Origin of the sequence: Sodalis sp. RH16 (assembly GCF_047324245.1) — a bacterium.
In the GTDB taxonomy this organism is placed as follows: Bacteria; Pseudomonadota; Gammaproteobacteria; order Enterobacterales; family Enterobacteriaceae; genus Acerihabitans; species Acerihabitans ligni.
Genome location: NZ_CP178737.1, coordinates 1,678,694 through 1,691,990, shown reverse-complemented (window position 1 = coordinate 1,691,990; position 13,297 = coordinate 1,678,694). Strand labels below are relative to the sequence as shown.

The window sequence follows — 13,297 nt, the reverse complement described above, 5'->3', positions numbered from 1 at the left end:
AACGAATTACGCTATGGCCCATATCGCAGACAACCCCTTGATCTTGGTGGATGGCTCCTCTTATCTTTACCGCGCTTATCATGCCTTTCCGCCGCTGACCAATAGCGCGGGCGAACCCACCGGCGCCATGTACGGCGTTTTAAACATGCTGCGCAGTCTTCTGACACAATATCGTCCCAGCCATGTGGCGGTGGTATTTGATGCCAAAGGCAAGACTTTCCGCGATGAGCTGTTCGAACATTATAAGTCCCATAGACCGCCGATGCCGGACGACCTGCGCAGCCAAATCGAACCCCTGCACAATATGGTTAAAGCCATGGGGCTGCCGTTATTGGCGATATCCGGCGTCGAGGCGGACGATGTTATAGGCACCTTGGCCCTGGAAGCCGAGCGCGCCGGACGTGAAGTCCTGATCAGTACCGGTGACAAGGATATGGCGCAGTTGGTGACGCCGATGATTACGCTTATCAATACCATGTCCAACACCATTCTCGGGCCGGAGGAAGTGAAGGTGAAATTCGGCGTTCCGCCGGAACGGATTATCGATTATCTGGCCCTGATGGGGGACAGTTCGGATAATATCCCCGGCGTTCCCGGCGTGGGTGAAAAAACCGCCCAGGCGCTGCTGCAGGGGATGGGCAGTCTGGACAATATCTATGGCGATTTGAACGGCGTCGCGGAGTTGGCGTTCCGGGGGGCGAAAACCATGGCGCCCAAGCTGGAACAAAATAAAGAGCTGGCCTATCTCTCCTATCAATTGGCCACCATCAAGACCGATGTGCCGCTGGATTTGCCTTTCGATCGGCTGACGGTCAGCGAGCCCGATGCGGATGAGTTGCGGCAGCTGTTCAAAAAATACGAATTTAAACGCTGGCTGGCGGATGTGGAAGACGGCAAGTGGTTACAGGGCCGTAAAACGCCGGCGGCGGCTTTGCGTACCCCCTTCAACGCGCCCGCGGCACCTGACGCGGATGTGCCCGCGGAACAGTTATCCCAGGCGGGTTATCAAATCATTGAGACCATGGCGAGCCTGGAGCAATGGCTGGATAAAATCAAACAGGCCGGCTTGTTTGCCTTCGACACTGAAACCGACAGTCTCGATACGCTGACGGCCAATCTGGTGGGGCTCTCTTTCGCTACCGCTCCGGGGGATGCGGCCTATTTGCCGGTGGGGCATGATTATCTGGATGCGCCCGACCAACTGAATCTTGACGAAGTACTTGCCCGGCTTAAGCCGCTGCTTGAGGACCCCCGGCTGCGTAAAGTCGGCCAAAACCTGAAATTCGATCGCGGCGTGTTAAAACGTTACGACATCGAACTGGCGGGCATCGCATTCGATACCATGCTGGAATCCTATGTTCTCAACAGCGTATCCGGCCGTCACGATATGGACAGCCTGGCGGATCGTTACCTGCAGCATACGACGGTGGGGTTTGAGGATATTGCCGGTAAGGGCAAAAACCAGCTGACCTTTAATCAAATCGCGATGGAACAGGCGGCGCCCTATGCGGCGGAGGATGCGGATGTCACCTGGCGGCTGCATGAAAAGCTCTGGCCGCAGATCGAGCAGGACAAAGGCCTGAAAAAAGTTTTTGAAGAAATCGAGATGCCGCTGGTGCCGGTGCTGTCACGTGTCGAACGCACCGGCGTGCTGATTGATGAAAACATCCTGGCGGCCCATTCGGTGGAATTGACCAAGCGGCTGGGGGAGCTGGAGAACGAGGCCCATATTCTGGCGGGAGAACCCTTTAATCTCTCTTCCACCAAACAGCTGCAGGCGATCCTTTACGACAAGCAGAAGCTGCCCATCCTGAAAAAGACCCCCGGCGGCGCCCCGTCCACCGGTGAAGAGGTATTGGCGGAGCTGGCGCTGGATTATCCGCTGCCGAAGCTGATTCTTGAACACCGTGGTTTGGCGAAATTGAAATCCACCTATACCGATAAGCTGCCGCTGATGATCAACCCGCTGACGAAACGGGTGCATACCTCATATCACCAGGCGATTACCGCTACCGGCCGGCTTTCTTCCAGCGATCCCAACCTGCAGAATATCCCGGTGCGCAACGACGAAGGCCGGCGTATCCGGCAGGCGTTTATCGCGCCCGAAGGGTCGGTCATCGTGGCGGCGGATTACTCGCAAATCGAGTTGCGCATTATGGCCCATCTGTCCCGGGATGCGGGGCTGCTCAAGGCGTTCGCCGAAGGCAAGGATATCCATCGGGCCACCGCCGCCGAAGTGTTCGGCCAGTCTCTTGAGAAGGTGACGCAAGAACAGCGGCGCAGCGCCAAGGCTATCAACTTCGGCCTGATTTACGGCATGAGCGCTTTCGGACTGGCGCGCCAGCTTTCGGTGCCCCGTTCGGAAGCGCAAAAATACATGAATCTCTACTTCGAGCGCTATCCAGGCGTCCTGGCCTATATGGAGCGTACCCGCAAGCAGGCTAACGAGCAGGGGTATGTTTCCACCCTGGACGGACGCCGTCTTTATTTGCCGGACATTCACTCCCGCAACGGCGCACGCAAAAAAGGCGCCGAACGGGCGGCGATAAACGCACCGATGCAAGGCACCGCCGCCGATATTATCAAACGGGCGATGATTTCCATTGATGCATGGCTGCAAAAAGAGCAGCCGCCGGTGCGTATGATTATGCAGGTGCACGATGAGCTGGTTTTTGAAATACAGCGGGACGCGGCTGAATCGGCATCGGCGCATATCAAATCGTTAATGGAAGGGTGCTACGCGCTGGATGTGCCGCTGCAGGTTGATGTGGGTTTGGGTGAGAATTGGGATCAAGCTCACTAAGTGGCGAATCAATAAGCTTTTTTTGTAATTAAGCTACACAAATATGTGATGTGGACAGTTATAATCGCACTTGCAATAGCAATAAATGAAATTTAACAACAAAAAATTCTTTTGCCCCGACAAAAATTGATGTAAAGTTAGAGTCGTAGGGTACAGAGGTAAGATGTTCTATCTTTCAGACCTTTTACTTCACGTAATCGGATTTGGCTAAATATTAGCCGCCCCAGTCATTATTGGCTGGGGCGTTTTTTATTGGGCGCAATAAAGCCTCGCGGCCAGAGGCGGAGCGCCTTGGCGCCCCCCCTGTTTGCGAAGCCGCCCTTACCCGTTTCAATTTCCTCAGAGCGCGTCGGGCGTTATGTCCTCTGCCTGCGTGGTTTCGCCAAACCAGCTGTCCAATTTTTCCGTCAGCTTATCCACGCCGGTTTTTTTCAGCGACGAAAACGCTTCCACCTGAATATCGCCGGTAAATGCCAGGACGTCTTTGCGCACCTGGTTAAGCTGCGCTTTGCGTGCTCCGGAAGCCAGTTTATCGGCCTTGGTGAGTAAAATCAGCACCGGGATGGCGACGCTCACCGCCCACTTGATCATCTGCTGATCAAGATCCTTTAGCGGATGGCGGATATCCATCATCACCACCAAACCCTTCAGGCTGTTTCTTTTTTGCAGATACTCTCCCAGGGCGCGTTGCCAATGGAGCTTTACTTCCTCGGGGACTTCAGCGTAACCGTAACCCGGTAAATCCACCAGGCGCCGCTCGGGCTCGATTTCAAACAGGTTGATAAGCTGGGTACGTCCCGGCGTCTTGCTGGTCCTGGCCAGACCTTTTTGGTTGGTCAGTGTGTTCAGGGCGCTGGATTTACCGGCATTGGAGCGTCCGGCAAAGGCGACTTCGATACCGGCATCGGTGGGCAGATGGCGGATATCCGGCGCGCTCATGACAAAATGGGTCATGTGGTAATTAAATAGTGTGGCCAAAATTTCCTCTCTCTCAGGATGACTTAGCACCGTCTTAATGTCGATTATACGGGTAATGGCGTCAGATGCGGTTTTTATCTTGCGGCTATCTTGCAGCAATCAATGTGTTTGATGGGCGTCTGCGGCTTCTTTTAAACCTTTCGGTACTAAGATGAGGTTTTTAGGATATTTATGGTGTAGGAAATTTGCTCGTTGTCCGTAACGTAATCTCGTTTTTATAAAAATTAATATATTATAAATCATAGTGTTAATTAATTAACTCTCATTTTAGCGCCCTATTTGCTCCTGCCGGTCGTCTTGCGGGTTATTTTTACGCGGTTACATTAGATGACAAGGCAAGGAGCGCCTCAAAAAATCATCTAGACGATAAAGTTGCACATAGGCTGGGCAAACTGGTAGCCCTATGCCGATTCAATACTCTTTTCAGGGAAGTAAAGCGGCCCAGGATGGGCGTGTAAAGGAATACACTCTAACCAATCTGCTTCGTATAGCGTAGAATACATCTTCATCGCAGCGACGACCTTCAAACACAGGATGTGGACCGTCAGGTTCATCGCCGGAGGATGGTTTTTCTCGCGAAGCACCTTCATGTTATGGTGGCAGAATAATTGCCACCTTTTTTATTTGTTGGGTTTCTGATAGATTCCGCCGCAATTCTATACCCAATAGATTTCGAATTGCAGCAAGGCGGCAACTCGAAAGGTGAAGGGTATATACTTAATTAACGCTAGCCAAGAGCAGACATCATGAAACCAACAACCAAAAGCGGACGGGGTAGACCTGCCGCGGCCAGGAACAAACGCAAGACACGAGAAGAGCTGAATATTGAAGGCCGCACCCGCCAGCGTCAGAAAAAACGTCGCGGCCTGGCCGCCGGTTCACGGTCCCAGGAAGGCAACAAGAGCGGCGGACGCTCCTCCACGTCGGCAAATGCCGATCCCCGTATCGGCAGTAAAAAACCGGTGCCGTTGATCGCCGCCGGCGCCGTGGCCAAACCGGCGGCGCCCAAGGTTATCATCCCCGCCGAGGTTCTTTCTCCGCAGGCGGAACTGGATAGCCTGGAAAACGATACCCGCCTGGATGCGCTGCTGATAAGGCTGGAACAGGACGAAATCCTGTCCGCCGAAGAACAGGCCTATGTGGATGAGAAACTGGATCGCATCGATCAGCTCATGACTGAGCTGGGTATAGAATTGGACGATGAAGACGAAGAAGAAGAGACCAAAAACGAGGATATGCTGCAATTGCTGAAACGGGGTTTTGAGAAGGACTCCTTTTAGGCTGCTGCATGTTGCTTCTGCTGATTGCCGTGCCGCTGACATGTTATTTGGTGTGGTTATTGAGTAAACTATGGCGGCTCTCGCGGCGTAAAGACCGGTTACGCTCGGCCCGTGCCGCCGCACGGCGGCCGGCTATGCCCGCCAGGCGGAGTCGGCGGAAAATTCGGAAGGAGTAAGCAGCCATGTCAGTGTCAACGATAGAATGGGATTCGGCCCTGATTCAAAAATATAACCAATCGGGCCCGCGTTATACTTCCTACCCTACCGCCTTGGAATTTAGCGAGCGCTACGACGAACCGGCGTTTAAACGCGCGCTGGAGCGTTATCCGGATCGTCCGCTATCGTTATATCTCCATATCCCCTTCTGCCATAAGCTGTGTTATTTCTGCGCCTGCAATAAAATGGTGACCCGCCAGCCGGAAAGGGTCGAGCGTTATCTGGATACCCTGGCACAGGAGATCCGTCAGCGCGCGCCGCTGTTCCGTCACCGCCACGTTACGCAGATGCATTGGGGCGGCGGCACGCCGACGTTCCTTACGCCGGCGCAAATATCCCGGTTGATGGCCCTGCTGCGCGAGCAGTTTGATTTTGCCCAAGGGGCCGAACTCTCTATTGAAATCGATCCGCGGGAAATCGCCCTGGATATGATCGATCACCTGCACGGTGAGGGTTTTAACCGTATCAGCATGGGCGTGCAGGATTTTGATAAGGAGGTCCAGCGGCTGGTGAACCGGGAGCAGGATGAGGGGCTGATCTTCGCCCTGCTGGAGCGGGCAAAGGAGCTCGGCTTTCTTTCCACCAATATCGATTTGATTTATGGTCTGCCGAGCCAGACCCTGTCAAGCTTTCTGCATACCCTGGGCCGGATAATCGAATTGAACCCGCAGCGTTTGAGCGTATTCAACTACGCGCATATGCCGGCGCTGTTTGCCGCCCAGAGAAAAATCAAACAGCAGGATTTGCCGGGCGCCGCGCAGAAGATGGATATTCTGCAGCATACGATAGCCACCCTGTGCGACGCGGGTTATCAGTTTATCGGTATGGATCACTTTGCCCGCCCGGACGACGAACTGGCTGTTGCGCAGCGGGCCGGCCGGCTGCATCGTAATTTTCAGGGGTATACCACCCGCGGCGACTGCGAATTGCTGGGTATGGGCGTATCGGCCATCAGCATGATTGGCGACAGTTATGTGCAAAACCAGAAAGAGATGAAGAGCTATGCCGAGAGCGTCTCCCGTCAGGGCAACGGGTTATGGCGGGGCGTGGCTCTTACCACCGATGATTGCGTGCGCCGGGATGTCATAAAAGCGCTAATTTGTCAGTTTTCCATCAATTTCGACGCGTTGGAAAACCGTTACGGCATCCGTTTCGTCGACTATTTCGCCGAGGATCTGGCACAGCTTCGTCCCCTTGAGCGGGACGGCTTGCTGGACATAACGGACCGGGATATCAATGTGACCCCGAAGGGGCGTTTGCTGATACGCAATATCTGTATGTGTTTTGACGTTTATTTGCGTGACAAGCTGCGCCAGCGCCAGTTTTCTCAGGTGATTTGAACGGGGAGGGGGGCGAGCGGTGCCGGTGTAATGGGGCATGACGACACGAAGCTTGAAATCCACCTGACGGTGGATTTCAAGAATGGATTCGCAATTTGGCCGGTAAGACTAAGACGGCCGGTTAGCTAAAAAAATTGATCAGGGCAGCGCAGAGTATCGCAGCCAGCGCCGTCTGAGGTGCATGGCCGGCGGCGGCCGTCATATCCGCGCCGTGTGTCACCAAAGCGATCAACGAATTCAACATGGTCTTCCTCCCGGGTCAGCGACAAGATCATACTGTGTCAGCCCGGGATGTAAAGAGTAAAATAACCGCATTTTTGCTGGCGCCGTCGCTTTTTTAATCATCAACAAGCCTGATCAACAGCGCCGGCGGCCGGGGTTATTCCATGCCCAGTTCTTTCAGTTTACGCGTCAGGGTATTTCTTCCCCAGCCCAGCAATCGCGCCGCTTCCTGTTTATGTCCCTGGGTATGTCGCAACGCCGTGGTCAACAGCGTCCTTTCCATCTCAGGCTGCGCTTCCGACAGCAGGTTTTGATGACCGGAACGCAGCGCGCGGTCAGCCCATTGCGCCAGCAGCGTGGCCCAGCTGTCGGGCAGGGATTGTACCGAAGCGTCCGGCGTGGTGCTTTCAAACAGCTCCGGAGGCAAATCCTGGATCAAGACTTCCTGGCCGGCGGCCATTACCGTGAGCCAGCGACAGGTGTTTTCCAATTGACGAACATTGCCCTGCCAGGACAGACGGGTCAGCGCGGTTTCGGTTTCCGGGTGCAGGATTTTAGGTTCCACGCCCAGCTCTTTCGCCGCCACCTGCAGGAAATAGCGCGCCAGTTTCGGGATATCCTCCCGGCGCTCGCGCAGCGGCGGCAGGTGCACCCTGATTACGTTGAGCCGGTGGAACAGGTCCTCGCGGAACTTGCCTTCCTGGACGCGTAATTCAAGATTCTGATGGGTGGCGGCTATGATCCTGACATCCACCTTGACCGGCGCGTAGCCCCCCACCCGATAGAATTGACCGTCCGCCAGCACCCGCAGCAAGCGGGTTTGCACATCCAGCGGCATATCGCCGATTTCATCCAGAAACAGGGTGCCGCCGTCCGCCTGTTCAAACCGACCCTGGCGGACCTGATTGGCGCCGGTAAACGCGCCTTTCTCATGGCCGAACAGTTCCGATTCAATCAAATCCTTGGGAATGGCCGCCATATTCAACGCGATAAACGAGGATTTGGCGCGCGGACTGTGGCGATGCAGGGCATGGGCCACCAGCTCTTTACCGGTACCGGACTCGCCGTTGATCAGCACGCTGATGGAGGAGCGGGACAGGCGGCCGATAATGCGGAAAACGTCCTGCATGGCCGGCGCTTCACCGATAATATCGGTGGTGGGGCCGTTGGCGGGCTGGACGCGCGCCGGCTGCTGCTGTTCGAGATAATGGCTGACCGCGCGCTCCACCAGCGCGACGGCTTCGTCGATATCAAAAGGCTTAGGCAGGTAATCGAACGCGCCCTGCTGGTAAGCGCTGACTGCGGCATCCAGATCGGAATGGGCGGTCATGATAATGACCGGCAGCATGGGATGACGCTGCTTGATCTGTTTCAGTAACGCCAGACCGTCCATACCGGGCATCCTGATATCCGATAACAACACGTCCGGGGTTTGGGTTGATAGCGCATCCAGCACTTCGCTACCGCCTTCAAAGGTGGCGCAGGTTAACCCGGCTCCAGTGAGGGCGCGTTCGAGCACCCAGCGGATGGAGCTATCGTCGTCGACGATCCAGACTATCCCTCGTTGCATAGTGACCTCACTGGCGAATAGGCAGGTAAACCGAAAATTCGGTATGGCCCGGCCAACTGTTAAATTCAATTTTCCCCGAATTCTGATCGACAAGACTGCGGGCGATGGATAACCCCAGGCCTGTTCCTCCTTCGCGGCCGCTGACCATCGGGTAGAAAAGCGTATCCTGCAATTGCGCGGGAACGCCGGGGCCGTCATCTTCAATATCGATACGGGCTACCAATCGATAGCGCACGCCGTGCAGCGTAAGCTGGAAAGCCGTTCGGGTCCGGATGGTTATCGTTCCCCCGTCTTCGCCCAAAGCCTGGAGCGAATTACGGGTGATATTCAGCAATACCTGCTCCATTTGGTCGGGATCGTGGGCTAATTCGGGCAGACTGGGATCGTAATCCCGCAACAAGGTCACATTGTCCGGTTTTTCCAGCGAGACCAGTTGAAACACCCGTTCCGCCACCTGATGGATGCTTTGCGTCACGTGCATGCCGGGCTGCTGCGGTCCCAGCAGTCGATCCACCAGGTTGCGCAGGCGATCCGCCTGCTCGATGATGACCTTGGTATATTCCAGCAAGGAGGGATCGGGGAGCGCCTTTGCCAGCAGCTGCGCCGCGCCGCGTAATCCGCCGAGGGGGTTTTTGATTTCATGGGCCAGCCCGCGCACCAGATCCCGCGCCGCCACCTGCTGGGCATGCTGGATTTGTTCCTGGCTCAGACGCCGCTGATTGTCCATCGGCGCCAGTTCCATCAGGAAATAATCTTCCGGCAGGCGTTGCACGGTAAGGGAAAGGATATGCGCCCGTCCGTCCACCACCAGGGTAACTTCATTATCGGTAAACCCTTGTCCGGCATTAAGGCTTTCGCGCATCAATTCGACGTTGAGGGAAAAATACCCCATTAATTCAGGCAACGGCGTACCGAAAAGCTTACGGGAACTTTGCGCCAGCAGCTGTTGCGCCGCCGGGTTGGCGTAATGAACGGCAAGATCGTTATCTAGCAGCAATATGCTGTTTATTAACGAATTTAGGATCTGCCCAGCATCGGGCAATGAGCCTGTAGCCATAAAGCAGTCTCCCGCACTATTCTAGTGCATTTTAGTCCATTAGATAATATTGCGCATGGCTACGCGCAAGGTTTGCTGGAGAAAAAAGCCCATCCGAAGATGGGCTGAAAGTTTCCACGGCAACAAAAAACACAATGTAATTAAACGCTGTAATACAACTCGAATTCCACCGGATGCGGCGTCATACGGATGCGGTCAACTTCTTCAGTACGCAGCTCGATGTAAGCATCAATGGTATCGTCAGTGAAGACGCCGCCGCGGGTCAAAAACTCGCGATCCGCGCTGAGGGATGCCAGGGCTTCATCCAGCGATCCGCATACCTGAGGAATTTCCTTCGCTTCTTCCGGAGGCAGATCGTACAGATTCTTGTCCATGGCATCGCCGGGATGAATCTTGTTGATGATGCCGTCGAGTCCGGCCATCAGCAGCGCGGCGAAGGCCAGATACGGATTGGCGGCCGGATCCGGGAAGCGCACTTCGATACGGCGTCCTTTCGGGCTCGGCGATACCGGAATACGGATTGAGGCGGAACGGTTGCGGGCGGAGTAGGCCAGCATCACCGGCGCTTCATACCCCGGGACCAGACGTTTGTATGAGTTGGTGGTGGGGTTGGTCAGCGCATTGATGGCTTTAGCGTGTTTGATTACGCCGCCGATGTAGAACAGCGCCGTTTCGGACAGGCCGCCGTACTTGTCGCCGGAGAACAGGTTGTTGCCGTCTTTGCTTAAAGACATATGGCAATGCATGCCTGAGCCGTTATCGCCGAAAATCGGTTTGGGCATAAAGGTCGCGGTTTTGCCGAAGGCGTGGGCGACGTTATGCACGACATACTTGTAAATTTGAATTTCGTCGGCTTTTTTCACCAGGGTGTTAAAGCGGGTGGCGATTTCGTTCTGGCCCGCGGTAGCCACTTCATGGTGATGGGCTTCCACCACCAGACCCATTTCTTCCAGGGTCAAACACATGGCGGAACGCAAATCCTGTGATGAATCCACCGGCGGTACGGGGAAATAGCCGCCTTTGATGCCCGGACGGTGGCCTTTGTTGCCGCCTTCAATAACCTTGTCGGAATTCCAGGCCGCTTCGACGTCGTCGATGGCAACGTGGGAACCGGAAATGGAGGAACCGAAGCGGATATCGTCGAACAGGAAGAATTCAGGTTCAGGTCCGAAAAAAACGGTATCGGCGATGCCGGATGATTTCAGAAAATCTTCAGCGCGCTTGGCGATGGAACGCGGATCGCGATCGTAACCCTGCATGGTGGCCGGTTCAAGGATATCGCAGCGGATGATCAGTGTGGTTTCTTCATAGAACGGGTCAAGCATGGCGGTGCTTGCATCGGGCATCAGCACCATGTCTGATTCGTTGATGCCTTTCCAGCCGCCGATTGAAGAACCGTCAAACATTTTGCCGTCTTCAAAGAAATCGGCATCCACCTGATGGGCCGGTATTGTGACGTGCTGTTCTTTCCCTTTCGTATCAGTGAAACGCAAGTCGACGAATTTGACTTCGTGTTCATTTAGCATCGTCAAAACGTGTTCAGCGGACATACTTATATTCTCCCGGATGTGCCATTGTCGTCGTGGAACGAAATCGTATGGTATGGATTTTTTAAACTTACCTAGGCTAAGCTTAACTAAGCTAAAACTGTGCCAACATTGCTAAATGAACGCGAGGCGCCGAATTGCGGCCTTTTAACGGTTGCCAAGCTGCACCAGATTGGGGGGGTAGTGCTATTTTAGTGCATTTGTGCGCTGAGTGGGCACTATTTTGGTGCAATGCGTGCGAATAATTGAAACATTGCACTGATAAAGGGATGATGGGGCGCTGAAAATGACGCAAATGCAGAGAACAGCGCGATCTTGTTTAGTCCTTCGCCTATAACGTGTACAATAACGCGCTATTTCTAATGCCTGAGGCAAAGTTGTGATCGAAAATTTGCGTAACATCGCCATCATCGCGCACGTCGACCATGGGAAAACCACCCTGGTCGATAAGCTGTTGCAACAATCCGGAACATTGGGTGACCGCAATGACGCCACCGAACGCGTGATGGACTCCAACGATTTGGAGAAAGAACGGGGAATTACCATCCTCGCGAAAAATACCGCTATCAATTGGAACGGATACCGTATCAATATCGTTGATACCCCCGGACATGCCGATTTCGGCGGTGAGGTTGAGCGCGTCATGTCCATGGTGGACTCGGTGCTGCTGCTGGTGGACGCCATGGACGGACCCATGCCGCAAACCCGTTTCGTGACCCAGAAAGCCTTTGCTTACGGTCTCAAGCCTATTGTGGTCATCAACAAAGTAGACCGGCCCGGAGCACGCCCCGATTGGGTGGTGGATCAGGTGTTCGATTTATTCGTCAACCTCGGCGCAACCGATGAGCAACTGGATTTTCCGATCATATATGCCTCCGCGTTGAACGGGGTCGCCGGCTATGAACATGAAAACATGGCCGAGGATATGACGCCGCTGTTCGAGTCGATCGTGAAGAATGTCGAAGCGCCCAACGTTGATAGCGACGGTGCGTTCCAGATGCAAATCTCCCAGCTTGACTACAACAGCTATGTTGGCGTTATCGGTATCGGCCGCATCAAACGCGGTTCGGTCAGACCGAACCAGGCAGTGACCATCATTGACCACGAAGGCAAGCGCCGCAATGGCAAAGTGGGTCAGGTGCTCGGGCATATGGGCCTGCAGCGTATCGAGTCCAAACTGGCTGAAGCCGGTGACATTATTGCCCTGACCGGTCTGGGTGAACTGAATATCTCCGATACCATCTGCGATCCGGCCCAGGTTGAAGCGCTGCCGCCGCTGACCGTGGACGAGCCTACCGTCTCTATGTCCTTTGGGGTTAACACCTCGCCGTTCTGCGGCAAAGAAGGCAAATACGTGACGTCCCGCCAGATCCTGGAGCGCCTGAACAAAGAGCTGGTGCATAATGTGGCGCTGCGGGTGGAAGAAACCGAAGACCCGGATACCTTCCTGGTGTCGGGCCGCGGCGAGCTGCATTTGTCGGTGCTTATCGAGAATATGCGCCGTGAAGGTTTTGAAATCGGCGTTTCCCGTCCGAAGGTTATCTACCGTACCGTTGACGGTAAAAAACAGGAGCCGTTCGAACAGGTTACGCTTGATATCGAAGAGCAGAACCAGGGTCCGGTGATGGAAGCGATGGGCATGCGCAAAGGCGAGATGCGCGATATGCTGCCGGACGGCAAAGGCCGTATCCGTCTTGATTATATTATCCCCAGCCGTGGCCTGATTGGTTTTCGTACCGAGTTCCTGACCATGACTTCCGGCACCGGCCTGCTGTATTCGTCGTTCAGTCATTATGACGATGTGCGTTCGGGTGAAATCGGCCAGCGGCAGAACGGCGTGATGATTTCCAACGGCCAGGGTAAAGCGGTTGCTTACGCCCTGTACAGCCTGCAGGATCGCGGCCGCTTGTTCCTGGGCCACGGCGCGGAAGTGTATGAAGGCCAGATTATCGGTATTCATACCCGTTCTAATGATTTGACCGTCAACTGCCTGACCGGCAAGAAATTAACCAACATGCGCGCTTCAGGTACCGATGAAGCCACTACGCTGGTGACGGCGATTAAGCTGTCGTTGGAACAAGCGCTGGAATTTATTGATGATGATGAGCTGGTGGAAGTGACTCCCCATTCCATCCGGTTGCGTAAACGTTATCTGACTGAAAACGATCGTAAGCGCGCCAATCGTTCCAGCAAAGAAGTCTGATCTTAGGCACGAGAAGACAAGATGCCGGTCCATGCAGATGGACCGGTATTTTTTTGCCGAAAATCGGCGCGGTCTCCCTTA

General features: G+C 54.7%; 9 protein-coding genes. 4 read left to right on the top strand and 5 right to left on the bottom strand.

All coding sequences use genetic code 11. The annotated features are described in order from the left end of the window. Positions 1–13: 13 nt before the first annotated feature. Positions 14–2,803, top strand: a complete 2,790-nt coding sequence (polA, locus tag ACL2XJ_RS07665; protein WP_132924158.1) for a DNA polymerase I — start codon at positions 14–16, stop codon at positions 2,801–2,803. Positions 2,804–3,142: 339 nt separating this feature from the next. On the opposite strand, the gene yihA is transcribed toward polA, so the two are convergent. Then, a complete protein-coding gene (gene yihA, locus ACL2XJ_RS07660; RefSeq protein WP_243701602.1) occupies positions 3,143–3,757 on the bottom strand; it encodes a ribosome biogenesis GTP-binding protein YihA/YsxC in 615 nt (204 codons plus the stop codon). A gap of 770 nt (positions 3,758–4,527) precedes the next feature. Here yihA and yihI point away from each other — a divergent pair. Then, positions 4,528–5,061 (top strand): Der GTPase-activating protein YihI, encoded by a 534-nt coding sequence (yihI, locus tag ACL2XJ_RS07655; protein ID WP_413726141.1) that lies wholly within the window; start codon positions 4,528–4,530, stop codon positions 5,059–5,061. 182 nt (positions 5,062–5,243) lie between these two features. Further along, positions 5,244–6,617, top strand: coding sequence for an oxygen-independent coproporphyrinogen III oxidase (gene hemN / locus ACL2XJ_RS07650; RefSeq protein ID WP_132924161.1), 1,374 nt, complete (start codon positions 5,244–5,246; stop codon positions 6,615–6,617). A 121-nt stretch (positions 6,618–6,738) separates the two neighbouring features. Here hemN and ACL2XJ_RS07645 read toward each other — a convergent pair whose 3' ends face one another. From ACL2XJ_RS07645 to glnA, 4 genes are all read right to left on the bottom strand, one after another. Further along, entirely contained in the window at positions 6,739–6,861 is a 123-nt protein-coding gene (locus ACL2XJ_RS07645; protein WP_165934192.1) for a YshB family small membrane protein, read from the bottom strand. 135 nt (positions 6,862–6,996) lie between these two features. After that, positions 6,997–8,409: a nitrogen regulation protein NR(I) gene (gene glnG, locus ACL2XJ_RS07640; RefSeq protein WP_132924162.1), complete on the bottom strand. Its 1,413-nt coding sequence runs from the start codon at positions 8,407–8,409 to the stop codon at positions 6,997–6,999. A 7-nt stretch (positions 8,410–8,416) separates the two neighbouring features. Further along, entirely contained in the window at positions 8,417–9,466 is a 1,050-nt protein-coding gene (gene glnL, locus ACL2XJ_RS07635; protein ID WP_132924163.1) for a nitrogen regulation protein NR(II), read from the bottom strand. A 140-nt stretch (positions 9,467–9,606) separates the two neighbouring features. Continuing rightward, a complete protein-coding gene (gene glnA, locus ACL2XJ_RS07630; RefSeq protein ID WP_132924164.1) occupies positions 9,607–11,016 on the bottom strand; it encodes a glutamate--ammonia ligase in 1,410 nt (469 codons plus the stop codon). A gap of 376 nt (positions 11,017–11,392) precedes the next feature. On the opposite strand from glnA, the gene typA reads away from it, so the two are divergent. After that, entirely contained in the window at positions 11,393–13,216 is a 1,824-nt protein-coding gene (typA, locus tag ACL2XJ_RS07625; protein ID WP_413726140.1) for a translational GTPase TypA, read from the top strand. The last annotated feature ends 81 nt before the right edge of the window (positions 13,217–13,297 follow it).

Coding starts and splice junctions, on each gene's coding strand:
- polA (WP_132924158.1), top strand. CDS start 14: ATGGCCCATATCGCAGACAACCCCTTGATCTTGGTGGATGGCTCCTCT.
- yihA (WP_243701602.1), bottom strand. CDS start 3,757: ATGACCCATTTTGTCATGAGCGCGCCGGATATCCGCCATCTGCCCACC.
- yihI (WP_413726141.1), top strand. CDS start 4,528: ATGAAACCAACAACCAAAAGCGGACGGGGTAGACCTGCCGCGGCCAGG.
- hemN (WP_132924161.1), top strand. CDS start 5,244: ATGTCAGTGTCAACGATAGAATGGGATTCGGCCCTGATTCAAAAATAT.
- ACL2XJ_RS07645 (WP_165934192.1), bottom strand. CDS start 6,861: ATGTTGAATTCGTTGATCGCTTTGGTGACACACGGCGCGGATATGACG.
- glnG (WP_132924162.1), bottom strand. CDS start 8,409: ATGCAACGAGGGATAGTCTGGATCGTCGACGACGATAGCTCCATCCGC.
- glnL (WP_132924163.1), bottom strand. CDS start 9,466: ATGGCTACAGGCTCATTGCCCGATGCTGGGCAGATCCTAAATTCGTTA.
- glnA (WP_132924164.1), bottom strand. CDS start 11,016: ATGTCCGCTGAACACGTTTTGACGATGCTAAATGAACACGAAGTCAAA.